General features: G+C 55.3%; 18 protein-coding genes and 2 riboswitches. Of the genes, 14 read left to right on the top strand and 4 right to left on the bottom strand.

From position 1 onward, the window contains the following. The first annotated feature begins 148 nt into the window (after window positions 1-148). The 4 genes from PEL01S_RS12440 (at window position 149) to PEL01S_RS12425 (ending at window position 4,638) form a co-directional block, all read left to right on the top strand. A complete protein-coding gene (locus PEL01S_RS12440) occupies window positions 149-1,249 on the top strand; it encodes a PAS domain-containing sensor histidine kinase (protein ID WP_127460521.1) in 1,101 nt (366 codons plus the stop codon). Beyond that, entirely contained in the window at window positions 1,173-1,817 is a 645-nt protein-coding gene (locus PEL01S_RS12435; RefSeq protein WP_127460520.1) for a response regulator, read from the top strand. Before PEL01S_RS12440 ends, PEL01S_RS12435 begins: the two co-directional genes overlap by 77 nt. Before the next feature lie 133 nt (window positions 1,818-1,950). Beyond that, on the top strand, window positions 1,951-3,150 hold the full coding sequence (locus tag PEL01S_RS12430; RefSeq protein ID WP_127460519.1) for an NAD(P)/FAD-dependent oxidoreductase: 1,200 nt from the start codon (window positions 1,951-1,953) through the stop codon (window positions 3,148-3,150). Window positions 3,151-3,192: 42 nt separating this feature from the next. Next, window positions 3,193-4,638, top strand: coding sequence for an MBL fold metallo-hydrolase (locus tag PEL01S_RS12425; protein ID WP_063186234.1), 1,446 nt, complete (start codon window positions 3,193-3,195; stop codon window positions 4,636-4,638). Window positions 4,639-4,715: 77 nt separating this feature from the next. Here PEL01S_RS12425 and PEL01S_RS12420 read toward each other — a convergent pair whose 3' ends face one another. The 4 genes from PEL01S_RS12420 to PEL01S_RS12405 form a co-directional block, all read right to left on the bottom strand. After that, complete coding sequence (locus tag PEL01S_RS12420) at window positions 4,716-6,125, bottom strand: hypothetical protein (protein ID WP_063186236.1); 1,410 nt, start codon at window positions 6,123-6,125, stop codon at window positions 4,716-4,718. A gap of 172 nt (window positions 6,126-6,297) precedes the next feature. After that, window positions 6,298-7,095 carry a transglutaminase-like domain-containing protein gene (locus PEL01S_RS12415; protein ID WP_063186238.1) on the bottom strand — a complete coding sequence of 266 codons (798 nt, stop codon included), beginning with the start codon at window positions 7,093-7,095 and terminating at the stop codon, window positions 6,298-6,300. Between the two features lie 14 nt (window positions 7,096-7,109). After that, a riboswitch (cyclic di-GMP riboswitch) is annotated at window positions 7,110-7,200 on the bottom strand. Window positions 7,201-7,242: 42 nt separating this feature from the next. Then, complete coding sequence (locus PEL01S_RS12410) at window positions 7,243-7,923, bottom strand: class D sortase (RefSeq protein WP_127460518.1); 681 nt, start codon at window positions 7,921-7,923, stop codon at window positions 7,243-7,245. A 71-nt stretch (window positions 7,924-7,994) separates the two neighbouring features. Further along, window positions 7,995-12,002 (bottom strand): collagen binding domain-containing protein, encoded by a 4,008-nt coding sequence (locus tag PEL01S_RS12405; RefSeq protein WP_127460517.1) that lies wholly within the window; start codon window positions 12,000-12,002, stop codon window positions 7,995-7,997. A 56-nt stretch (window positions 12,003-12,058) separates the two neighbouring features. After that, a riboswitch (cyclic di-GMP riboswitch) is annotated at window positions 12,059-12,142 on the bottom strand. 301 nt (window positions 12,143-12,443) lie between these two features. Between PEL01S_RS12405 and PEL01S_RS12400 the strand changes: the two genes are divergently transcribed. From PEL01S_RS12400 to PEL01S_RS12355, 10 genes are all read left to right on the top strand, one after another. After that, complete coding sequence (locus tag PEL01S_RS12400) at window positions 12,444-13,622, top strand: ROK family transcriptional regulator (RefSeq protein ID WP_127460516.1); 1,179 nt, start codon at window positions 12,444-12,446, stop codon at window positions 13,620-13,622. A gap of 77 nt (window positions 13,623-13,699) precedes the next feature. Continuing rightward, window positions 13,700-14,794: an extracellular solute-binding protein gene (locus tag PEL01S_RS12395; protein ID WP_127460515.1), complete on the top strand. Its 1,095-nt coding sequence runs from the start codon at window positions 13,700-13,702 to the stop codon at window positions 14,792-14,794. Window positions 14,795-14,851: 57 nt separating this feature from the next. After that, window positions 14,852-15,931 carry an ABC transporter ATP-binding protein gene (locus PEL01S_RS12390; RefSeq protein ID WP_127460514.1) on the top strand — a complete coding sequence of 360 codons (1,080 nt, stop codon included), beginning with the start codon at window positions 14,852-14,854 and terminating at the stop codon, window positions 15,929-15,931. Window positions 15,932-15,946: 15 nt separating this feature from the next. Further along, window positions 15,947-17,662, top strand: a complete 1,716-nt coding sequence (locus tag PEL01S_RS12385; RefSeq protein WP_010498458.1) for an ABC transporter permease — start codon at window positions 15,947-15,949, stop codon at window positions 17,660-17,662. A 328-nt stretch (window positions 17,663-17,990) separates the two neighbouring features. Then, the gene (locus PEL01S_RS12380; RefSeq protein WP_371860698.1) at window positions 17,991-20,498 is read left to right on the top strand and encodes an NEW3 domain-containing protein; all 2,508 of its coding nucleotides are present in this window, start codon (window positions 17,991-17,993) and stop codon (window positions 20,496-20,498) included. An 89-nt stretch (window positions 20,499-20,587) separates the two neighbouring features. Continuing rightward, window positions 20,588-21,352, top strand: coding sequence for a creatininase family protein (locus PEL01S_RS12375; protein WP_127460512.1), 765 nt, complete (start codon window positions 20,588-20,590; stop codon window positions 21,350-21,352). A gap of 4 nt (window positions 21,353-21,356) precedes the next feature. Next, entirely contained in the window at window positions 21,357-22,865 is a 1,509-nt protein-coding gene (gene argH, locus PEL01S_RS12370) for an argininosuccinate lyase (RefSeq protein WP_108533071.1), read from the top strand. Further along, on the top strand, window positions 22,865-23,857 hold the full coding sequence (locus tag PEL01S_RS12365; RefSeq protein WP_127460511.1) for an N-acetylglucosamine kinase: 993 nt from the start codon (window positions 22,865-22,867) through the stop codon (window positions 23,855-23,857). The genes argH and PEL01S_RS12365 overlap by 1 nt, the downstream gene beginning before the upstream one ends. A 31-nt stretch (window positions 23,858-23,888) precedes the next feature. Further along, window positions 23,889-24,638: a PIG-L deacetylase family protein gene (locus tag PEL01S_RS12360; RefSeq protein WP_127460510.1), complete on the top strand. Its 750-nt coding sequence runs from the start codon at window positions 23,889-23,891 to the stop codon at window positions 24,636-24,638. A gap of 149 nt (window positions 24,639-24,787) precedes the next feature. Beyond that, the gene (locus tag PEL01S_RS12355; RefSeq protein ID WP_063186256.1) at window positions 24,788-25,558 is read left to right on the top strand and encodes an NUDIX domain-containing protein; all 771 of its coding nucleotides are present in this window, start codon (window positions 24,788-24,790) and stop codon (window positions 25,556-25,558) included. The last annotated feature ends 79 nt before the right edge of the window (window positions 25,559-25,637 follow it).

Below are 25,637 nucleotides of genomic sequence, written 5' to 3'. Positions count from 1 at the left end.
ATGTACCGCTTGACTTATGCAGCAAACCTTTCTCAAGAGAACGTTCTTGGAAAGGCTTGCTGCTTTTTTTTTTGCCGCCAATTTGACGCATCGCACATAAAAAAGGAAAATAAATAATATTATTTCCATATTTTGCGAGGTTGCTCTTATGGATCAAAACGATTATTTAAAGCAAATTTACACACATTTGCAGGACGGGATCATTGTGATGGATCAAGAGCGAAGAATTCTGATGATGAATCCGTCGGCCGAACGAATTACCGGCTGGAGCGAAGGCGGGCACGTGCCGTACTGCTCCTACTGTCAAACCAGAGCGCTTGAGCCGGGGGAAGAGCGCTGCTATTTGCTGGCCAAACGGGAGGTTCCGTACTTTCTGTCCTCGATGCCGACGTATGAAGGCGGTCTGGTGGAAATGGAAATGAGCACGGCCGTCATTTACGAGAATGCGGCGCAGAAACGGCAGGAAGTGCTGCTGGTTCTGAAGGACTTGACCGCCAAGCGGAAGGAGGAAGAAGCGAGACTATCCAAAATGGTGCTGCAAAAGACGCTGGAAGCCCAGGAAAACGAGCGCAAACGGCTCGCTCAGGAGCTGCACGACGGCGTGGGGCAATCGCTATATTCCGTGTCGGTGGGCCTTCAGGCGATCCGCTCCCGGACGAAGCACCAGGAGGAGGCATGGGGGAATTATATGCAGGAGATCGTGGACGAACTGGAAAAGGTCATCCGGGACGTCAAGCTTTATTCGCTCCAGCTTCGTCCCCACAGTCTGGACCGGCTCGGCCTCATTCCGACGGTGAACCATCTCGTCTCCACCTTGAATAAAGCGCATCCCGACCGGCAGCTGACGTTCAGCTACAGCCAAGTCAGCCACCGGCTGAAGCCGGCTCTGGAAATCCATCTGTACCGGATTATTCAAGAGGCGCTGCACAATGCTTTGAAGTATTCGCAAGCCGCACTCATGGAAGTGATTCTGTACCGCGAAGGGGCCGATCTCGTCTTAACCGTACAGGATAACGGCATCGGATTTATCCGCGACCGGGTGGAGGAAGGACTCGGACTCAAGCATATGGAAGAGCGGGCCGGCCAAATGGAAGGGCGGCTGCACATCCGGTCCTTCCCCGGCGAAGGAACTGTCATTCAAGTGAGAGTACCGTACAAGGAGGCGGAAGAGCATGATACGCGTACTGTTGGTCGACGACCACACGATGGTCCGGAAGGGACTTCGCATGCTGCTGGAAGGCTACCCTGAGCTGGAAATCGTCGGCGAAAGCCAAGACGGCTATGAAGCCGTCGACATGACCGACCGGCTGCTACCGGATGTCGTCGTGATGGACTTGTCGATGCCCAGCGGGCTGGATGGCTTCGCCGCTTGCCGGGAAATCCGCAGGCGGCATCCTTCCGTCAAGACGGTCATGCTGACCATGCATGACGAAGAAATTTTCGTCCGGCAGTCCGTTCAGGTGGAGGCTGACGGGTACATTTTGAAGAACAGTCATGGTGAACTGCTGCATCAGGCGATTGTCGAAGTTGTTCAGGGCAAACGCTTTTATAAAACCTCCGTTTCGGACGATGTCATCAGGCAGTGGATTAATGCTGATGAGGAGCGGCAGCCGTCTCCTCTGACGGCCCGCCAGAAGCAGATCGTCCGCCTGACCGTGCTGGGTTACGCCAACAAAGAAATAGCCGAACAATTGTCCATCAGCGTCAAAACGGTGGAAAACCACAAAACGAACATCATGCAAAAGCTGGAGCTGGATACGAAGCACGAATTAATCCAATATGCGATCAAAAACAACTATCTGGAGCTGGCGCTTTGAACGGCGGCCATAGGGGAGTTCCCCTATGGCGCAAGGAGCGGCACGGCAGTACACTGGCGTTGACGGAAATCGCACCGCAAGAACAGCAGTCAGTATTCGGGGGCAACCCTAACACGTAAGCGGGAGGATGATTATGACAGCTCCAGAGCATTATTCCGTTGTGATCGCAGGGGGCGGAACCGCCGGGATTTCTGTGGCGGCGCGTCTAGCCCGGGCTTCCCGGGCGCTCCGGGGACGAATCGCGCTGATCGATCCGGCGGCGAAGCATTATTATCAGCCTTTGTGGACCTTAGTCGGCGCAGGCGCGGCGAAGAAGGAGGAGACGGAGCGGGACATGGCCTCGCTCATCCCCGAGGGCGTCGACTGGATTCAAGAGGCGGTCGCGTCGTTTGCCCCGGAGGACAACCGGCTCCTGACGCAGCCGGGAAGGGTCGTCAGCTACGATTGCCTTGTGGTGGCGGCAGGGCTGGAAATCGACTGGGGACGGATCAAAGGCTTGAAGGAAGCGCTGGGCCTTGACGGCGTATGCAGCAACTATGCGTACGAGACGGTAGACAGCACGTGGGACGCGATCCGGAATTTTCAAGGCGGGACCGCGATCTTCACGCATCCGAATACGCCGGTCAAATGCGGCGGGGCGCCACAAAAAATCATGTATTTGGCGGACGACTATTTCCGGAAATCGGGGGTGCGCGACCGGTCGAACGTGATTTTTGCCTCGGCCAAGGACGTCATTTTCGACGTTCCCAAATACGCGCGCACGCTGGAGCAAGTCATCCGGCGGAAAAAGATCGAGACGAAGTACCGGACCCATCTGATCGAGCTGCGTCCGGGGGCCAAGCAAGCGGTGTTCGAGCATCTGGGGACGAAAGAGCAGGAAGTCCTCTCCTACGACATGATTCACGTTACGCCGCCAATGCAAGCGCCGGCGTTTATCCGCGAAAGTCCGCTTGCCGACAAGGGAGGCTGGGTCGACGTCGATCCCTCCACTTTGCAGCATAAGGCGTACCCGAATGTGTTCGGTCTGGGGGATTGCTCGAATTTGCCGACGTCCAAAACCGGCGCCGCCATCCGCAAGCAGGCTCCGGTCGTCGAACGAAACGTGCTGGCGTTCCTGCAAGGCGGGCCGCTGACCGCGAGCTATGACGGCTACACGTCCTGCCCGCTGGTTACCGGGTACAACCGGCTGGTGCTGGCCGAGTTCGATTATAAGCTGACTCCGCAGGAAACGTTCCCGTTCGATCAATCGAAGGAACGGCTCAGCATGTACTTGCTGAAGAAAAACGTGCTGCCCGTTATGTACTGGAACGGCATGCTAAAAGGACGGATGTAACGAGGCAAATCCCAATAAGCAAATTTTAAAGGGGGAAGAACTATGCTGCTGCGGTATTTTTACGACGAAAAACTGGCTCACGCCTCTTATCTGGTCGGCTGCCAAAGGACGGGCGAAGCGATCGTGATCGATCCCGGCCGCCATCCGGCACCTTACTTGCGGACCGCTGAAGCGGAAGGGCTACGCATTGTTGCCGCTACGGAAACCCATATTCACGCGGACTTCGTCTCGGGTGCGCGTGAGCTTGGCGTCGCGCATGGCGCAAAGCTGTATCTGTCGGACGAGGGCGGCGACGATTGGCGTTACCGGTACGCGGAAGAGGCGGAGTGCCAGCTTGTAAAGCACGGAGACCGGTTTACGGTTGGCAACCTGTCGTTCGAGGTTTTGCATACGCCGGGCCATACCCCGGAAAGTATCTCGTTGCTGCTAACGGATCTCGGCGGGGGCGCCGACGAACCGATGGGCATTTTCACAGGGGACTTCGTCTTTGTAGGGGATGTCGGTAGGCCGGACCTGCTGGAAAAAGCGGCCGGACTTCGCGGCACGTCCGAGGCCGGAGCCCGGGCGATGTTCCGCTCGCTCCAGCAATTCAAGCGGCTGCCGGATTACCTGCAGGTGTGGCCGGCACACGGAGCAGGCAGCGCGTGCGGCAAGTCGCTCGGAGCGGTACCGTCCTCGACCGTCGGCTACGAGAAGCGGTTTAACCCGGCGCTGTCCTATACGGACGAAGAGGCGTTCGTTCAGGCGCTGCTTGACGGCCAGCCCGAGCCGCCGCGCTATTTTGCCGTGATGAAGCAGGTGAACCGAGAGGGGCCGGAGCTGCTGATCCGCCTTCCGGCGGCGGCGGAATTGGCGTCGCTGGAAGCGTTAACCGCCTTGCGTGAGGCGGGTGCTGCGGTGATGGATACCCGTCCTGCCCAGGAGTTCGCCAAAGGACATTTGGAAGGGACGATCAATATTCCGTATAACAAATCGTTCCCGAACTGGGCCGGCTGGCTGGTGGATTATGAGCGTCCGCTGGCGGTATTGGCGAAGCCGGATCAATGGCCGGACATTTTGACCGCGCTCCGGTCCATCGGCATCGACAACGTGGCCGGCTATATGGATGCGGGCAAGCTTCACGCGGACGGTTCCTTGCACCTGGAGTCGTATGCCGAAGCGACCCCGTCCGCGATAGCCGGGAAGGTGGAAGCAGGGGATGTGCATCTGGTGGATGTGCGAAGCTTAAGCGAATGGCAGGAGGGACGCATTCCCGGGGCGCAGCATCTCATGCTGGGCACTTTGCCCGGCCGCTTGAGCGAAATTCCGCGGGATAAGCCGGTCTTGCTGCAGTGCCGTTCGGGCGCGCGTTCAGCCATTGCCGCAAGCGTGCTGCAAGCCGGCGGGATCAAAGAGGTGATCAACTTGAGCGGCGGGTATATCCGCTGGCGGGAAGAGGGACTGCCGCACGAAGACGGCGCGAAGCCGCAGACAGCCGGAAACAGGTAATGCGTAATAAAAAGGGGCATGGCGGGGCTGCGAAGGCCCTCCATGCCTCTTCCTTGTAAAGCGCGATTAACACTGATTTATTTATAGCCGCCGAGCAAATAGTTGTAGAACGGCTCATCGACCCAGAAGCGGTAAGACTCCACTTTGGCGTCGGGACGAATCTTTTGCAGGCCGGATGCGATCTCTGCGGTTTTATCCGGCAAGGAGAACGTCTGCGCATAATAATGGCCTTCGGTCAGCTTATTGTTCGAGATTTCCTTGTACACGTCGATCGGGGTGAGCGAATAGTAGAGCGGCTGCCACCAAGAGCTGGCGATCAGGCCTTTGGCGTCCTCGCTATTCTTTTTGGCGTATTGGGAAACAACGTCCTGAAACTTCGCTTTTTGCTCCGCCGTATCGAATTCGAAGGCAATGTCATATTCCTTCGCATAGGCGATGTAGTTGCCGTTCTCGATCTGCACGACTTTGTAGCTGTCCGTTTGCTTCGGCTCGCCCCATTCCTTCAGGTAGACGAAGGCCGACGTTTTCGGCTCCAGCTGAACTTTGGCGTTCAGGCCCTCGCTCCGCAGCAGTCCGATCAGCTGCACGGCGTGCGTAATATCGTCGTGCCCGTAGGTGAGCGACAGCTTCGGATCGAAGTTCGCGCTATAGCGGGAGTCCTTGAGATTGTAGCCGGTGATCAAGTTCTGCTTCAACGCTTCGTCCACGACGGCCTGCAGCTCTTTCACCTGAATCAGATCCTGCGTTTGATAAGCTTGGTACAGCTTGGCGAAAATATCCGCGTCGGCCACGGAGCCGATCGTGTGCTTGTAAGCGCCTTTGAATGACAGGACGCTGCCGAGCAGGTCGGCGGCAAAATCGCCGGATGCCACGTCTCCGAATCCGAACGAGCTGTGCCATGCGGCAGGGAGCAGGCCCGTATCCACGGCCGCCGCCAGCTCCTGCGCCGCTTGCAGCGACAGCTTCGGATTGCCCGGATAGTCGATGCCGAGCTTGTGCAGCGCCGGTTTGATTTTTGCTTCGGGGTATGTATAGGCAAGCTCCTTCAAATCGGCGGCTTTCAGCGCGATGTAGACGGCTGCATCTTCCGTAAGGGGAGCCTCCACCTGCAGCGTTCCGCCGGACAAAACGCCCTTCTCGGCCAACGCCTGAGCGGCCGCATACGCTGGGTCTTCGGGCTTCAGATCGTTAAACCGGTTACCCCCGGTGGAGGAGCCGCCGAGCTTTAGCGTCTTCGCCACGTCCTGAATAAATTCGCCCTTCGTAGGCGCTGCCGGCAGCTCGATCTTGTACTGGTTCTGCAAAAAGGCTTTATAGGCCGCCGCAGAGGGAGACGACACTGTCGCCGAAGACGATACCGCAGGAACGGTGGCCGCTTCCGCACGAACTGCGGTACCGCCGTACAGTCCGGAGTAGAGCAGAGCCGCCGATAAGCTGACGGCTGCGAGCGGGAATAACGTTTTCTTTTTGTTAACGGAACGATGCATGGCGAAAGCCTCCTCTATGTTGTTAATTCCAATAGAAAAACTTGTATTTGGATCATACCTCCTCGGGTTACTGCTGTCAATATCGGTTTACAAAAATGAAAAAAGAAAAACCGTATTCTGGCGAATACGGTTAACGTTCGTAATAGCGTTCAGTTTTGTTCTTAATAACGAACTAATAGACCTGAGTAATCGTGTAATCGGCCGCATTTTTGATCATCGGGGTATTCTCGCCGTTTTGCACGCGGGCTGCGTCGTACGTCGTGTCGATCGTGACCCATTGCCCATTTAAGAAAACTTGATTCCACGCATGGTATGTTGTCGGAGCCGAGACTTCATATCCCATGATCAGGCGGGTCGGGATATTTTGACTTCTGGCCATCGCCGCGAACAATGCCGCGTAGTCGTAGCAAATGCCTTTCGCCGAATCGTAAATGGCATCCAGATCAGGAACATAACCGGGTTTGACCGATTGAGCCTTCTCGTAATCGTACTGGATGTTTTGCGTGATGTAAGCATAAATGGCGGCCGTTTTTTCCATATCCGTCATGGCGGCGCTCGTCAGCTTGTTCATCTGGACGACGGCTTTCGTATTGCTGTTCCAGTTAATAAGCGGAATCGATTGGACGAAAACCGCATTTTCGTTATCCAATTTCAGCTCGATGCTTTCTTTCGAAACGACTTTATATTTATTATCGCTCATTAACTGCGCGATCAGGACGCTGTATGTGCCATTGCCTCGCTGCAATGGATAGTGCGCCCCGTTCGTCAGGGTATAGTCGTAGTTATCATTGCCCTTCGAGATTCGAACAATCGTTTTCGTATCGGTATCTTGCGCATAATTTACCGCGATGAGACCTTTATCCAGAGCGGTTCGGTCGATTTGGTAGTTTTCGGTTGCGGCATATGTTCCTTTTGGTGCTGCCAGCAGCAAAGTTGTGATGAATGTCATCGCCAAAAGCTTTTTGAACATAAAAAAGCTCTCCTTTCGGTAACTGGCTGCCATCTTAGTTACCAAACTAAGGAAGGCCCTGTAGCTTTGCGTCCCCAACTTTCGTTAGGTTTGCCTTTATCGGTTGAAAGCACCGAAAATATTTTTTTATGCTTCTAGCATACCATATTATTGCTTCTCTATCAATTTCCCTTTCACTATGAGACGGTGGGTCGGGTTCTCCATAGGATGACAGGTAATTAGCGTAATTTCCTTGTCTTTGCCGTTACCTTTCAACACCCAGACGTCCTCGGGGAGAACGTACTGCTTCTCTTGGACCTCATACTGGAACTGCTGCTTTCCCGTATCGACTTCGACGATATCTCCTTTGTCGACCTCATCCAGCCGGTTGAAATTTTTGCCGTACGCAAAGTTGCGATGTCCGGCAATGGCGTAATTCCCCACGGCGCCGGCCTTCCCGGTGCCTGCGATGCTCGCGACGGAAAGCTTCAGATTGTTCACGGTCGCGTCCGTTATAATCGGCAGCTTCAGTTTAATCTTGTCGATGATTAAAATTCCCTCGATGGGCTTTCCCTGCAAAGGGTCCGGTGCGGCTTCCGACCCGGCATTCGAAGGACTGTCCGCAGGAGCGGGATCGGGAGCGACGACTGCCGATACCGGAACGGGATTCAGCGTATTCTGCTTTGGAACCGCGGTTTCGGTCGCTTGATCGATACGCTTCAAGGTTTCCGTCCACTGGTCCATCATTTGCTGCTGCCGGTAGATCTCATAGCGATCCATGATCGTAGGGTAAAGAAAAATCGCAATTCCCAGTAAAATACACAGGATCGGCAGCGTTCTTTTGATCATTCGAGCTCCCTCCTTCGTCCTGGCAAGCGCCTAACGCGCGCCGGAAGTGGCGCGCGTTAGGATGAGTTTTTTTAGGTATTCTTCATAAATTTACGACGCAGCATAAATCCAAGAACGACCAAGGCAGCGCCAGCCAGTTGGATGTAAACAGGGCTGGATTCTCCCGTTTTCGGCAGTGTTTCTTTTTTGGTTTTGTCGCTCGGCGGGTTACCAAGCGGCACTTCCCGATTCACGAGGTCGATCGTTTCGTTACCGTCCGGTTTTTCCGGGATTTTTGGCTGATCCGGCGGAGTTGTTTTATCCCCATTCTGCGGACGGTCGACCGTTGGCGGGCCTAACGGCACCTGCGTGTTGCTATCGATCGTTTCTTGCCCGTTCGGTTTGTTGCCGTCCGGTTGAACTCCCCCAGGAGTCGGGTTATTCGGCGTCGTTGTCGATGTATTTGTCGTCGGCGTTGTTGGTGTTGTCGGCGATGTAGAACCCGACGAACCTGACGAATCCGAATCCGACGAAGACGAAGACGACGATTTCGCGTTAGTTACCGTTAACGAATAGCCTTCCGTGGTTACAATCGAAACCGGATGCTCCTTGGAATCGAGCACATAGCCTGTCGGAGCCGCCGTTTCCTTCACCACATAGTCTCCTGCAGGCAGCTTATCGAATACGACTGTTCCGCGTGCATCCGTCGTTTTTGTGCCAATCAGGTTCAAGCTTGCGTCTTTCTTCTCATACAGCTCGAAGGTCGCGCCGCTGAGCAGCAGATCGTTTTGCGCCGAATCTACCTTTTTCACCGTCAACGAGCCTTGGATGGTGACCGGCGGAATTGGCGGCTTAGGCGTGGTGGTCTTATCGTTTGTGACGGTGAGCTTCACGCTGTCCGCGGTCACAATCGAAACCGGATGCTCTTTGGAATCGAGCACATAGCCGTCCGGCGCCGCTGTTTCCTTCACCACGTAGTCTCCTACGGGGAGCTTATCGAAAGAAACCGTTCCGCTCGCATCCGTCGTTTTCGTGCTGATCAGTGTCAAGCTTGCGCCTTTCTTTTCATACAGTTCGAAGGTCGCGCCGCTGAGCAGCAGATCGGTTTTCGCCGAATCTACCTTTTTCACTGTCAACGAGCCTTTGATGACCGGAGGCTTCGGTGTGGCAGGCTTGGCGTTGGCGACCGTTAACTGAAAGCCGTCTGCGCTATTGATCGAGACCGGATATTCTTTGGAATCGAGCACATAGCTGTCCGGAGCCGCCGTTTCCTTCACGAAGTATTCCCCGGCGAGCAATTTCTTGAATAATGCAGTCCCGCTCGCATCGGTTGTTAGCGTGCCGACAAGCACCTTATCCGAGCCGGATTTCCGGTAAAGATCGAAGGTTGCCCCGCCAAGACGGGTCTTATTGTCCGCTGCGTCCACTTTCACGACGGTAAGCGAGCCTCTGACCCCGCCGATCGTACCGGAGCCGCTGCTGACTCCAACGACGATGCTGGTGGATGTATCCTTGGTTACCGTAGTTTCGTTATTGCCTGTAAATGCGATTTTGTTGGAGACCTTATCCTGATCTTTCGCAACGATTAAAGATTGATATTCCAGAATCGCTGAGGTAGACAGTTTTTTCAGGAAGCTTAATTCAAAGCTCTGCTTCCCGTCGTCGTCCGTCTTGATTTCCAGTGAATAATCTACGTCCTTGACCAGTTCGGTTCCCTTGGTGACCTTACCGCCAGCGTCTACTTTAGTTGTAAACAATTTGAACGTACCTGGCAGCAGAAGCTGGTTCTCGGACGGCGTATCGACGATTTTGGCATTGGTTACCGTGGATTGTCCGCGGTTGATGAGAATCGTCCAATTGATTTTATCGCCGTTTTGGGTACCACTCTTGTTCAAGTATTCGCCACCGAAAGGTATGTTGACGGAAGCCGTCAAATTTTTCGATACCGGCGTTGTTCCATCGAAGAGGGTTGCCGTGTTGTTTACTTTATTGTCAATCAGCTTTCCTTCAAGACTTGTCTTAAAGACAATAGTGTATGGAGCCGAAATAGGCTTCAGGAAAGTCACGGTCAACTTGTTGTCTTTGTCGACCGTATAATTGTAATACGTGCTGTCGACAACGGTCCCCAGCGACGGAGTGCCGTTGGCTGCAATGTTCATGTTGTATACGGTCAGCGAATTGTCGATCAGCTTCTGCCCGGACTCGAGCGTATCTTGAACGACTGCCCCGGCAAGTGTTTTGCCGTTATAGTTCACGCCAACCGTCCATGTAATCTGCTTCAGCGAAGCGTCATAGACGCCGTTCTTAAACCCATTGTTTTTCACTTCGATCCGTGGATCGAACGTGGCGGACACCGTCTTCGTCTGCGCCTTGGAGTTACCGTCGACCCATGCGACCGTTGCTTGGTTCAGAAAATTCGTCGCGTTGTTGCCGAGCCAATCCATGTTGAACTCGGTGCTGTAAGTAATCGTCACCTGTCCGTACAACGCCCGGTTAAACGTAATTTTAAAGCCTTGATCCGCCGGTACGGAAGCGTCCACGGTATAATCCGTCGCGTCCATCGGCTTGTTGCCTTCCTTAACGGTCAGCGATCCCGGGATAAGACGCATACCCTTGTTCGGGAAGCTGTCCGTCACGACCACGTTGGTCATTGGCGCGCTGTCCCGGTTTAGCGTAATGCTCCAAGCTGCCGTTTTGGCTTGGTAGTCCACCGCCCCGGCGCTCTTGGTAATAATCACCTGGTTGATGTCGCGTGTAGCCGTATCGCTGTCTCCGCTCCCGGAAGTTACCTTGTTCGTGATCTTCGTGCCGTCAAACACGCGGTTATTGGCTTTGGTTTGATATTTGATTTTGTAAGCGGACGAGATGTCCTGCAGGAACTGCAGTTTAAAGCCGTTGCTTTTTGCCGCAGTCTCCGGGGTTACCTTGTAGCTTGCTGCAGGCAGCTCCGCTCCGAGGATCTCGCTTCCCTTCGAGTCGATCGTCACTTGATAGACATGGAGGGAGCCCGCTACCAAATCCTGTGTATCGTTGAACAAATCCGTCAAGAAAGCGTTGGCCTGGGTGATCGCCTTCTCGTTGTAATTGTACTTAATCTCCCAGTCGATCGTTTGCGTATTGGAATCGTACTTCGTCGACGATTTGTCCAGAGCCGTGCCGCGCTGTACCGTAACGGTAGCCGTAGCGCTGGCTGGCGGCTTGTTGCTTCCTTCAAATGTCGCCTTGTTCACGAAGGAAGTTTGGTCCTCGTTGGTCACCGGCGTTGTGTACTGAATACGGTATGCCGTCCGAATCGGACTTTCATTAAAGCTGAGCTTCAATACGTTGCCGTCCGTGCTCATGCTGTACTTGCTGCCGTCCACCGGCGCACCCTGAACGACCTTGCCGTCCAAGCTTACGTTCAGCTCGTATACGGCGACGGTGACCGGAGCGCCCAGCCAAGCTGGAATCGGATCGGTCACGACCGCGTTCTGCACAGCGGCCAGCTCTTTGTTCACATCGACCGTCCAGTCGATGCTTTTCGCATTGTAGCCTTTTGGCACGCCGCTTTTCCCGATGGTCGAAGTCACGTTCGGCTTAAAGTGCAGCGTAAAGACCTGCTCGCCGCCTTTCACCGGAACTTTAATAATCTGCGTCGTACTGCCATTGATCACCTGCATATCGAACGCCGTCTGGAAAGTCAAAGTCCCTTTGACATCCGCCAGGTTCTCAATCGCCTCCAAGGTCATGACAACCTCGTGGCTGTCTTTGTAGACCTTGAATTTCCCTATCGCTTCGCCGCCTGAGACAAGCGGTTGGTCAGGGATATCGTTGTAAAGCTTGAATTGCTCCGGCAGCTTGAACGTGTACGTATCTCCGTTCTTGTAACCGTGGCCGTTAGGCAGGGACCAAGTGTAGTCCAATTTCACCTTCGAGCCCGGCTCGTAAACGTCATCCGTCACCACGTTCCCGGACTTGTCGTACACTGCCATCGTTACGCTATCGATAATGCTGTTGGAAATCGGGGCTGCGTTGACTTGCGGCGATAAGCCGAATGCATACAGCCACTGCATCATGATCAATAGAGCAACGAGCAGCGTACTGATTTTCTTCTTTGCCATTACCTCTTTACCACCTCCATCAGTTTCTGTTGGAACGGCAAAAAACACCTTCCAACTGAAAGGTGGTCCGGTTGCACTACTAGCTCCGTCGAATCCAAGTGCCCAGATACAGATTCGAAATCATCGCTTACCATGTGTTTAATAATAATGGATAATGTCTGGGATTTCTGTGTTGTTCTACACCAAATTTCGAAAATTTTTATAAATTTTTTTTGGAAACGCTTAATGGCCGAGTTAGCAGGGGAGGGGCGGTACCAAAGTCCGTAAAACCGCACGGGAAGCGATAAAAAGCGGTTTCTGCCGAGGATTCCTAAGATCGAAAAGATGTAGAAAGATGTAGAAATTTGTAGTTGACAATTTGTAAGCGAATACAATAAAATGATGACAAGAAAACTTTGTTAGTCATTTTAACTAACTTAATCGGAGAGGGGGGACAGCATATTGATTGGCAGAGGCCAAACGGGAAACGCCAAGCTGGTGAAGCACATTAACCGCGAAGGCATTCTTCATCAATTGAAAGAAAACCCCCGGGTATCGAGAGCCGATTTGGCGAAATTAACGGAGCTCAGCCGTCCGTGCGTATCGGCCTTGGTGGACGAGATGATCGTGGAAGGCTTGATCAGCGAAGTCGGGTTCGGAGAATCGAAGGGCGGCAGGAAGCCCATCCTTCTGGAATATAATTTTCAAGCTTACGGCGTCATCGGCGCGGTATTCGAAGGCAGTACCCTGCAGCTGGCCATCGCCAATCTGAAGGGGGAGCTGCTGGTTCAGCGCACGACGTGCCTGCCGCATCCGATGAACGGAGAGACGGCCATTCAGAGCATCGAGCAAGGGCTTGCGGCGCTGCTGAATGAAAGCGGATTCGATAAAGCAAGGCTGCTTGGCATGGGGCTCGGCTTGCCGGGGATTACCCAGCGAAGCGAAGGTACGGTCAGCTACGCCCCCAGTACGGGGTGGATGGGGCTGCCCGTGCGGAAGGAGATCGAAGCGGCCTTGGGGCTGCCTGTGGTCATCGAGAACGACGTTAACTTGATGACGCTCGGCGAATTTCACAAGGGCATCGGCGTCGGGCATTCCAATCTCGTGTATATGTATGCGGGAACAGGGATTGGCGCCGGCATTATGATCGACGGGCAATTATACCGCGGAGCCAAAGAGGCGAGCGGGGAGATCGGTTATATGGTAATCGGTCCGGTCGGGAACCAGACCAAGGGAGAATACGGCGTATTCGAGCGCAACTATTCCGTACGGGCCATTCGCGAGAAGGCCAAAGCCGTCCTCCCTTCGATGGACGAGGAATCGAGCATCGTCAAGCAAATCGCCGATCAAGCGAAAAGCGGGGGCGAAGCGGCGCAGACGCTTCTCGACGACATCTGCCGGCACTGGACCTACGGCATCGCCAATTTAACGAGCGTGATGGACCCGGCGCTTCTGATCCTCAGCGGAGAAATGCTGCATATCGGGGACGAAGGGGTTCATAAAATACAACAATGGTTAACCGACTGGGTTCCTTCCGTTCCCCGAATCGAGATGGCCTCGCTCGGCGATCAGGCGGGACTTATCGGGGCCATTCATTGCGCGCTGGAGGCTTTTCCGTCCACTTCCAAGCTGCAGCGGTAAGCGGCTTTATCGCTACCGATGCCGTTTGGTTCAAGTGAAGACGCTTACATTTTGTATAAAGTACAGGAGGTCAAAACATGACAAAGAAAAAAGCAACGACTTGGTTAACGGGGGCCGTGCTCAGCATGGCGATGCTGACGGTTACGGCCTGCGGAGGAAGCGCTTCCGACGGCGGTCAGAAGCCGGGAGACAAATCATCCGAGGGATCGAAGTCCGAGAAGCAGAAGCTGGTCATTTATACGGCGAGAGACAAAAACGTCGTCGAAGAAATTATCCCGAAATTCAAAGAGCAAAACCCGGGGATGGACGTTGAGGTTCTTACCATGGGGGCGCAGCAGGTGCTGGAGCGCGTGCGCGGGGAGAAAGCGAACCCGCAGGCAGACTTCTGGTGGGGTGGCACGCAATCGGCGCTGATGACGGCGGCGGACGAAGGGCTGCTCGAAAGCGTCAAGCCGAGCTTCGCCGACAAAATCCCGGCGATGTACAAAGACAGCAAAGACCGCTGGTACGGCGAAATGCTGCTGCCGGAAGTCATCATGTACAACTCGAAAGCGCTGAAAAAAGAAGACGCTCCCAAAGATTGGGACGACCTGCTGGATGCCAAGTACAAGGGCAAAATCATCATTCGCGGCGTGCTCGCTTCCGGCACGATGAGAACGATTTATTCTTCCTTGATTTACCGTCAAGACGCGGGCGATCCGAAGAAAGGGTACGACTGGCTGAAAAAGCTTGACGCCAACACGAAGGAATACGCCCAAGATCCGACCAACCTGTACCTGAAGCTGGCGCGCGAGGAAGGCACGCTGTCGCTGTGGAACCTGCAGGATATTATGATCCAGAAGGAGCTGCAAAAGCAGCCGTTCGACTTCATTTACCCTGCGAGCGGAGCGCCGATTCTGGTTGACGGCGTCGGGGTGGTCAAAGGCGCGAAAAACATGGAAGCGGCGAAGAAATTTTACGAGTTCCTCTTCGATTCGAAGCTGCGTGTCGAGCTTGCGGAGAAGCTGTACCAGATTCCAACGCGTACGGACATTAACAAGGATACGCTTCCGGCATGGCTGAAAGGGCTGGAACTGAAACCGCTTAATATCGATTGGGCTGTTATGGCGCAAAAAGAGAAAGAATGGATGCAGCATTGGGATGAGAACATCAAAGGGAAAGGTTCCAAATAATGCATTCGGGCGGAGGAGCTCCTCCGCCTGATCATTTTACCAAAGGAGGAAACCTGCTTGATAGAGGTCGTACTGGATCACGTAAGCAAACAATTCGGAAACGTCAAGGGAGTTACAGATGTCAATATTCGGATTCAACCGGGGGAATTCTTCACCTTTCTCGGGCCGAGCGGCTGCGGCAAAACAACGACGCTGCGGATGATTGCTGGGTTTTACTATCCGAGCGAGGGCCGTATCGTATTCGGCGATCAAGATGTTACAAACCTTCCCCCAAACAAAAGAAACACGGGAATGGTGTTCCAAAACTATGCTTTGTTTCCGCACATGACGGTGTTTGAAAATATCGCCTTCGGTCTGCAAGTAAGAAAGGTTTCGAAATCCGAAATCGTTCAGCGCGTCGAACGCGCACAGAAGCAGGTTCATTTGGAAGGCTACGGCAACCGCCGTATCGATCAATTGTCCGGCGGCCAGCAGCAGCGGGTTGCCTTGGCTCGCGCGCTGGTTATCGAGCCGCAAATTTTGCTCTTGGATGAGCCGTTATCGAACCTCGATGCGAAGCTCAGAGAAGAAACGAGAATCGAAATCAAGAGACTTCAGCTGGAGCTGGGAATTACGACGATCTACGTCACGCACGATCAGGCCGAGGCGATGGCGATGTCCGACCGGATTATGGTCATGCAGGGCGGGGTCGTCCAGCAGATCGGAAGTCCAGAAGAAATATATAACCGCCCGGTCAACCGGTTTGTCGCTTCCTTTATCGGAGAGTCCAATCTGTGGGAAGGAACCGTGGAACGGGTCGAGGGCGGCGAAGCGGTCATACGTTTTGCTCCGGGCCTCAGCCTGAGAGGCTTGACCGCCAACGCATCGCCGGATTGCAAGCTGGAAGCGGGCAAGACCGTGACGATGTCCATCCGTCCGGAAGCGGTCCGCGAAGCGCTGCAAGGCGAGCAGCAGGACAATGTGGTCAAAGGAAACGTGGTCATCTCCGAATTTACGGGAGTCAGCGTGAACTATGTATCGCAGGTGGCAGGCCAGCAATTGAAAGCAATGTTCGTCAATCAAGGACATCGGGTGCGCGGACGCGGGGAAGAGATCGCCCTGTTCATTCCAAAAGAAAGCATCTATTTCTTGGGATAGCGAGGGGATGAATCTATGAGATCTAAACCGGGAACAAGTTCATCCAAGCTGGGCTCCTTTACGCACTCGCCTTATTTCGTCTATGTCCTGGTCGCACCTCTGTTTTTGGTGCTTCTGGCTTATGTCGTGTATCCGTTGTTTCAGACGTTCGTGCAAAGTATCCGGGTAGAGGATCAGATGTCGCTGAAAAACTATGCCAAGTTTTTTAGCCTGGAGCATACGTCCAACCTGGAGGCGCTCTGGACCAGCATTTATATTTCCGTCTTAAGCGTCATCACCTGCGCGATCGTCGGGGTCGCCATGGCGTTCCTGCTGGAGCGCTACGAGTTCCCCGGCCGGAAAATTTTGGCCGTCCTCGTGCTTGTGCCGATGGCTTTGCCGCCTCTTGTCGGCGTGCTGTCGTTTACGTTCTTGTACGGCGAAAGCGGCATTATTCCAAGGGCGCTCAAAGCGCTGCTTCATCTCGATCAGGTGCCGTTTTCCTTGAAGGGCATTTGGGGCGTGCTCGTGGTGCATACGTTCACGATGTACACCTACTTTTATATGACGGCCTCCTCGGCGATCCGCGGTCTCGATCCGTCGCTGGAAGAGGCGGCGGCGAGTCTCGGCGCTGGACGGCTCTATATATGGCGGCGCGTCATTTTGCCGATGCTGACGCCGGCGCTGGTCGCTTCTTCGCTGCTCGTCTTCATGATCGCGATGGCGTCCTATACGGCCCCGCTGATCTTCGGGATCGAGCGGACGATGACGATGCAGATTTATTTGTCCCGGACGAACGGCAATCTGGATATGGCTGCGGCGCAGTCCACGATCCTGTCCGTCGTGTCGATCCTTTTCCTGCTCGTGATGCGCTGGTACCAAGGGCTGCGCAATTACCAGAACATGAGCAAAGGCGTCAGCGTGCACCGCACGGAAGTGAAGAGCGCCGCAGGCAAATATATCGCGATGATCCTGTCAATTATCGGCGTCATCATCCTGCTGCTGCCGATTCTCGTGCTGGTCTTGATCTCGTTCTCGACGGACGGCACATGGACGACGCAGATTCTTCCTCCGGAATATACGGCGAAGCACTATGTGAAGCTGTTTACGGACAGCAAAACGTGGCGGCCGATTGCGAACAGCTTCCAGATGAGCTTTGTCGCGACGATCGGCAATATCATCTTCGGCGTGGCGGCGGCGTATGCGATGGTCCGCTTGAAATTTAAAGGCAAAACGCTGCTGGACGTGCTGATCATGCTGCCGTGGGCGCTGCCGGGAACGGTCGTCGCGGTCAACCTGATCGCCGCCTTCAGCGAGCCGACCGTATTCAGCTTCAATCAAGTGCTGATCGGCAGCTTCTGGATTTTGCCTTTGGCGTATTTCGTCCGCCATTTGCCGCTTGTGTTCCGCTCCACGTCGGCGACGCTGGTGCAGATGGACGCTTCGGTCGAGGAAGCGGCGCGCAACCTGGGCGCCTCCTGGTGGTACAGCTTCAGGCGGGTCGTCTTTCCGATGGCGCTGAGCGGGATACTTGCGGGCACATTGCTTGCATTCGTGCAGGGCATCGGGGAATTCGTGTCCTCCATTCTGCTCTTCACCGCGAAAAGCACGCCGCTTTCCGTGGAGATTTTCCAGCGGATGTACTCGTTTGAATTCGGTACGGCGTGCGCATACGGCGTGCTGCAAATTACGTTGATCATCATCGTGCTGTTCGTTTCGCGCAAAATGACGGGCGACAGCACGGCCGTGTAAATGACGGTCATCTCGTGGGGGAACACTTGAAAGTCCGGTGAATAAGAAGCGGAGGGAGCGGAATCGTTCTGGAGAAGCGCAAGCGGTCGCCTTTGTCCCCGGATACTCACCACTTCATGGGTTAAATAATCAAAGAATCCGGGGACAAGAGCGATCGGAAGAATGATCCGCTCACGCAGCGTCTATGATTCATCGGACTTCAAAGTTCATCATCCACGTTATGATATACAGCGGGAAAATGGCCATTTCCGGCTGAGGAACATTCCACCATCAGAGGAGGAGTTAGATGATCAAGGGTAAGTCGACCTCAAAGTTTTGTTCCATTGTCATGAGCGCCATACTGGCGGGCGGCATGCTGCTGCCCGCTCAAGCTCAGCCCGCGTATGCGGACCGGGGCGTCGTCGATTTGTGGAAGTCGATTAAACCGCTGACCACGATTGCCAGCGCGATGAACACAGGGGCTCACCCGGATGATGAACACAGCGCGACCTTAGCGTATCTTTCCTTGGGGAGAGGGGTTAACACCTCCAGCGTTATTGCTGTCCGGGGAGAAGGGGGACAGAACGAAATCGGGAGCGAGCTGGGGCAAGCCCTCGGCATCATTCGGACCCGCGAGCTGCAAGAGGCGTCCAAAATTACCAATGTAACGTTGGGCATGCTGGGCGAGCAGTTGGACGATCCGATCTACGATTTCGGTTTTTCCAAGAGCGTAGAGGAAACGCTGGAGAAATGGGGCGACTCGGTCGCTTACGAACGATTGATCCGTAAAATTCGCGAGCTGCGTCCGGATGTAATCATTCCTTCGTTTTTGAATGAAGCCTCCACGCACGGGCATCACCGAACGATCAATGTCCTTACCGTTCGGGCGTTCAAAGATGCCGCGAATCCGGAGATTTTCCCTGAACATCTGAAACAAGGGCTTCAGCCTTGGCAGATCAAGAAGCTGTATCTGCCGGCCAGCTCCAAGGACTACACCGTGAACGCGCCGATCGGGGATTACAACGAAATCTATGGGGCGTCTTATCTCCAGCTCGGGGAAGAATCCCGCTTCATGCACAAGAGCCAGGGCATGGGGAAGGTGTATGACGAAGGTCCCGTACAAGGCGATCTGTTCAGCAATTACTACAAGCTGGATCAAAGCACGGTGAAATCGGCGGACAAAGAAAAAGACTTCTTCGACGGGATTTCTTTCACCTTCGAGGATTTGGCGAAAGAAATCGACGCGAAGGGCAAAGACAACAAGATCGTCAAGCATCTGCGCGATCTGCAAAAGGATGCGGACGAAGTCGTTGCCGCTTACCCGAGCTTTGCCAAGGTGTTGAAGGAAGTCCATGAAATGAAAGCAGACGTCCAGACGGCGCTGGCCGACGTCAAAGCATCCGGCCTGGAGGCGGCGACCAAGGAGGATCTGCTCCACCGGCTTCATGTCAAAGAAGAGCAGTTGAATAAAGCGAGCATGGAATCGGCGTCCGTCGTGGCGAAGGTCAAGCCGGCCACAAGCGAGCTGGTTGCCGGTCAGACGACGAAGGTCACCGTGTCGGCCTTCAACGGCGGTTCCGTGAAATTGAACAAAATCAACCTGAGCCTAAACGTGCCCGCCGGTTGGACGGCGAAGCCGGCCGGAGCGACCAGCTTCGAGCAATTAGGCTACAACGAGACGGCATCGGCCACCTTCGAGGTGACGATTCCGGCGGACGCACCGCTGTTCAAGCCTTACGATCCTTCGGTATTCAACGCGAAGGTTGAGTATCAGGCGTACGATACGGCAACGACGCTGAAGGTTACGCCGCAGAACGCCGTAGCCGTGCTGCCTCCGTATTCGATGTCGCTCAGCCCGAGCGCAACAATTTTGAACACGCTCAAATCGCAAGAGCCGATTCCGGTGAAGGTCACCGTGCGCAACTATACGCCGGGCGCTTCCAAAGCGACGGTGTCGCTGAACGTGCCGGAAGGCTGGACGGCGGAGCCGGCAGCCGAAGAGCTGAGCTTTGCGACGAAAGGCGAAACGAAGTCCGTCGCGTTCACGGTCAAGGCCGCTTCGAACGTCGTTCCGGGTAAATTCACCGTGACGGCTGTCGCGAAAAATGGCGATGTGCAAAGTACGCAGGGCGCGCAGGTCATCGAGTATCCGCATATCGGCAAGACGTACATGGTGCAGCCGGCCGAGCTCAAAATCCAGGCCTTCGACCTGAAGGTTCCGGACAAATTGAAGGTAGGCTACGTCTCCAGCGGCTTCGACAACATAGATCAATACTTGCGTCAAGTGGGCGTCGATGTCGTGAAGCTGGAAGCGAAGGATATCCAATACGGGGATCTTTCCCAATATGACACGATCGTGCTGGGCATTCGCGCTTACGCGTTCCGTCCGGAACTGATTCCGAGCAACCAGCGCTTGCTGAGCTACGTTCAAAATGGCGGCAATCTCGTCGTCCAATATCATAAGCCGGAAGACAAATGGTCGCCGGAGCTTGCTCCGTACCCGATCAAAATCGGCTCCCCGCTCATCCAGTGGCGCGTAACGGACGAGAATTCCAAAGTTACGATGCTGGCTCCGGATCATCCGATGTTCAATTCGCCGAACAAGATTACGGACCAGGATTGGAACAACTGGATTCAAGACCGCTCCGCCTACAATCCGTCGGAATGGGGCAAGGAGTATACGGCGCTCATTTCGAACGGGGACCCGGGCGAGAAGGAGTTTACCGGTACATTCCTCACGGCGCATTACGGCAAAGGGGTATATACTTACAGCTCGTTAGTGTGGTACCGCGAGATTCCGGCTTTGGTTCCGGGCTCGATCCGCATGTTTGTGAATATGATTAGTCAAAAGCAGTAATTGCGTCGCGCAAGTAAACTTACAGCAGTGGGCGGGGACCCTTCGGGGTCCTCCCCCATACGATGAAGAAGCGGAGGTTTAAGGAGCATATGAATGTAATCGGAGTTCACGGGCGGGAAATCGGTCAAGTGACGGAGCGCGCGCAATTCGCCGTCGTCCCTCTGGGTTCGGTGGAATACCACGGTCCGCATTCCCCACTCGGGACCGATACGATCTTGGCGGACGGCTTCGCGGAACGGATCGATGCCTCGCTGCATCCTTTGATCTATCCGACGGTACCGTACTCGGCCTGCCCGGGCAAAACACAGCATTACCCCGGAACGATATCGGTGCGGCCCTCGATTTTTATCGACTATCTCACTGATGTGGTCGAAGGGATCTGCCGGTTCGGCATCCGCAATATCGTGCTGCTGAACGCCCACGACGCCAATATGGGCCCGTCCCGGACCGTTGCCGAGGCGGTGACCGGCAGCTACCCCGACGCCAGCTTTCTGCTGATCAACTGGTGGCAGATGGCGACCGTCGATTTTACGCAGCGGTTGGGGCTGTTCCAAGGGATGGCGGGAAGAGGGCACGGCGGTCCGTATGAGATGTCGGCCGTGAAGGCGTTTCGCCCGGAAATGGTGATCGTGCAGGAATCGGACTTGGAATTAGATTCATGTCCTCCTTTATCTCCTTTGCCTTACGTATTGGTGGAAGGAACCCCCCAAGGCTGGGACGGCTATACGGGCCGCATCCGGCAGTGCTCCTTGGAGGCGGGACAGAGTATCGTAGAAGAAGCAAGCCGCAATATGAACTTGCTCATTAAAGAATGGCTGGATATGAGAACAGGAAACAATGGGGAGGCCAAGTAACGCTATGGGATATCGCGAACAATGGATGGAGACCGAAGGGACGACGTTTCCCGGCAAAACGTATACGGAGGTTGTGCTGGAGCCGGCTTTTAACGAAGCCAAGACTCACTTGCTGGGTCCGATGATGGCTATCAACAAGGCTCACTTGATCATGTTGGAGAAGCAAAAGCTGGTGACGACCGACGAAGCGAAGCAGATCGCCAAAGCGATCCGGTCGATCGATCCGGAGGCGCTCCGCCAAGCGAGCTACACGGGGCAGTTCGAGGATTTGTTCTTCCAGGTCGAGCATCAAATGCTGGAGCATGCGGGCGATATCGCCGGCAATTTGCATCTGGCGCGGAGCCGCAACGACATGGGCATTTCCATCTACCGGATGGTGCTGCGGGAGAAGCTGATCGTGACGCTGACCTCCGCGCTGAAGCTCAATGAACAGCTGCTGCTGTTCGCCAGAGACCATGCCGACACGCTCATGATCGGCTACACGCATACGCAGCAGGCTCAGCCCACGACGCTTGCGCACTATTTTATGGCGGTCGTCGATTCGCTGAACCGGGATATCCGCCGGATTATGGCGTCGTACACGAACTGCAACCGGAGCAGCATGGGGGCGGCGGCGCTCACGACATCGGGCTTTGCGATCAGCCGGGAGCATATGATGGAGCTGCTTGCCTTCGACGAGCTGATCGACAATTCGTACGACGCGATCGGCGGGGCCGATTACTTGGGCGAAGTGGCGACGGCCGTGCAATTGGCGGCGATCAATCTGGGCCGGGTCGTGCAAGACATGCTGCTGTGGTGCACGCAGGAGTTCGGCGCGCTGAAAGTGGCGGCTCCATACGTGCAGATCAGCTCGATCATGCCGCAGAAGCGCAATCCCGTCTCGTTCGAGCACATGCGCGCGTTGCTGTCGAGCTGCGTAGGCAATACGAACACGGTGCTGTCGATGATTCATAATACGCCGTTCGGCGACATTGTGGACACCGAAGACGATATGCAGCCATACGCTTGGCGAAGCCTTGACATTATGGACAAAATGTACCGTTTGTTCGCTGCCGTCGTCGGTACGATGGAAGTGAACAAGGAGGTGCTGCGAGAGCGGACGAAGGGAAGCTTCGCCACGGTGACCGAGCTGGCGGACACGCTGGTGCGGACGGACGGCTTGTCGTTCAGAAAAGCCCATCATATCGTCAGCGACGTCGTTAAGCTGTCCCTGGCGCAAGGTCTGGCGGCCAACGAAATTACGCTGTCCATCGTTAACGAAAGCGCACGCCGCCACATCGGGCGGGATACGTCGCTTACCGAAGAAACGCTTCGTCAGGCGCTCGATCCCGTGCATTTTGTGGAAATCCGCTCGCTGCCGGGAGGACCGAGTCCGAAGGAAATCAACCGCATGGTCGACCTCCGAATGTATCAGCATCAAGCGCATCTGAATTGGCTGGGACAAGCGGAGGGCAAAATCCAGCGGGCGATGGAGCATCTGGACCAAGTCATGACGGAGTGGAGTGGTTCCTGATGGCAAAATGCAGCATCCCTCTGCTAGCGATTGACGGCGGAGGGACGAAATGCCTTGTCATCTTCATGGATCGGCAGGGCAACGTACTCGGGCAAGGAAAAGGCGGCTCGTCCAATTACCAGGGCATCGGGAAAGACGGTGCGATGCGTGAACTGGTATTCGGAATCGAGGAAGCGATTGCGGACTTGCGTCAAAAGGACGATAGCGCTCTGCCGCAGGCGGAAATCGAGGTGGAGTGCGCCGTGTTCGCCCTTGCGGGGCTGGATACGGAATATGACCGGCGCGTGATTACCGGGCTGGTGCAGGAGGTGCTGGAGCAGCTGCCGATCAGGGTCCAACATCTGATCGTGGAAAACGACGGCTATGCCGCATTGCTCGGCGCCACCGGCGGCCAGCCGGGAATTCTGGCCATTGCCGGCACAGGCTCCATCATCTTCGGGATCAACGAGCAGGGACAGACGGCCAGAGCCGGAGGCTGGGGCCACCGCGTCGGAGATGAAGGCAGCGGCTATTGGATCGGCAAGCAGGCGGTTATGGCAATTCTCAAAGCCTATGACGGCAGGGAGGAGGGCACCCGGCTCGGCGACTGGGTGCTGCCGCATCTAGGCATGGACCAGGAAGAGGACTTGTTCAACTGGATGTACGGCCCGGACTACTCGGTCGAGAAATTGAGCGAGCTGTCCCGTGTGGTAGGCCAAGCGGCTTCGGCAGGGGATCGGGAAGCACAGCGGATTCTTGAGGCGGCCGCTCACGAGCTGTTCATCGGCGTCGCTGCAGTCGTCCGGCGCTTGTCGTTCCTAGACAAACCGTTTACAATGATACTACAGGGCGGCGTGCTGCAGAACGAAGGGCACGTCAGGGAGCTGCTGATGAACAAGATCAAAGCGTACGCTCCGCAGGTTCAACTGGACGAGGCCCGGAAGGAGCCGATTTACGGCGTAACGGCCATGGGGCTCTCCTATTTGCAAACGAAGACGTCCACAGAGGCGTAGTGAAATACGAACAACAGGGGGCTGAAGGGGAATGAAGAAAAGATGGTTATTCGTTTTCGCCCATCCCGACGACGAATCCTTTGCAGCCGGAGGGACAATCGCCAAGCTTAGCGGCACCGGCCACGAGGTCGTTCTGGCATGCGCCACCTCGGGATGCAAGGGGAAGTCGGGCGAGTTTCAATTCGCCACCCGCGAAGAGCTGGCCAGGCACCGGGAAGAGGAGCTGCGCAGCGCGTGCTCCGTACTCGGCGTTGCTGAGCTGATTCTGTACCGTTATCGGGACGGCGAATTAAAGTCGATCGATCCGGAAGCGTTGGCGGAGCGGATTCGCTCGACCATTGCGGAGCTGAAGCCGGATGCGGTGCTGACGTTCCCGCCGGACGGGGTAACGGGGCATCCCGATCATATCGCGATTTCCCAAGCGACGGAGAAGGCGGTCGCGCTGGCGGAAGCGGAGTACCCGGAGGGACGGCGGCCATCTTTTTATTACACCTCGATCCCCCATTATTATGACCACTGCCAGGACTCGGGACCGAAGGATACGTGCCCGATTACGGCACGGGTCGATATCAGCGACTACCGTCAGCACAAGGGGCGGGCTTTGCAGGCTTACCGGAGCCAGGTTTACTCGGTGAACCGCGCCTATCCCGGGGTGATGGAAGACGACTTCACGGTGATCCGAAACTACGAATATTACACCTTGGTTCGCGCCAACGGCCAGCACGTTCAAGACATGACGAAGACGGCTTTGAGCGAGCTGCCGACGATGGATTTGACCTGACGGATCGCGATAAATCGAATAAGCGGATTTCCGATTTAGTTCCTGCCGTTCCTTTGCGAGCGGCAGTTTTTTTTGTTCGGTCTTGACAAATGAATCAAAAATGTCATAATGATATTATCGAAACGGAGAATTAGAAGGAGGAGTGGCGCATGACTATGGAAAACGGTTCGAACTATACGGCAAGCAAATACCGGACGCCGGACGGGGCGCCGGCGGATATCGTCATCTTCACCATTACGTCCGAGCCGCAGCCGACGGCGACGAAATCTCTGCCGAAGCGGGAGCTGCAGGTGCTGCTCATCAAGCGGAAGGTATGGCCGTACGAGGGCATGTGGGCGCTGCCCGGAGGCTTCTCCCGGGAGACGGAGTCGATGTACGAGACCGCGAGGCGCGAGCTGCAGGAGGAGACCGGTGTGGACGGCGTTCACATGGAATATTTCAACGTCTACAGCGACCCGGGCCGGGACCCGCGGGGATGGATTATCTCCCATGCTTTTTTCGCGCTGGTGCATGAGAAATATTTGGCCGCGCGGGCTGCTGCCGACGATGCGGCGGAGGTGGCGCTGTTCCCGGTGTCCGAGGCGCTGACCCGGCTGGAGCTGGCCTTCGACCACAGGCGGATTCTCTCGGATGCGCTGGAGCGGGTCAAGCAGAGCATGCTGGTCACCCCGATTGCCGGAGAATTTCTGCCGGACGAGTTCACGCTCGGCGAGCTGTATCAGGTCATCCGGACGGTGGTGCCGGACTTCGAGGAAGCGAACTTCATCCGCAAAATGAAATCGACCCAGAGCCGCAGCGGAGTGTTGGAGGAGATTCGCGACGCGAACGGGGAGCCGAAGAAATCGAACCGCTACTCGCAGCGCGCCGCACAGTTGTACCGTTTTACCGGCAATCTGCCGAAGCTGTCGTTGTACAGCTAATTTTTTTAGGTTTCGATATAGTCGTTTTGAAAGTATTGAAGTTGTATTGTCAACGTAGAACTACATCGGGAGGATGAGA

Origin of the sequence: Paenibacillus elgii NBRC 100335, assembly GCF_004000865.1 — a bacterium.
Classification (GTDB): domain Bacteria; phylum Bacillota; class Bacilli; order Paenibacillales; family NBRC-103111; genus Paenibacillus_G; species Paenibacillus_G elgii.
Note: the sequence above shows the minus strand (reverse complement) of the source record. Positions and strands in the feature narration are given on the sequence as shown.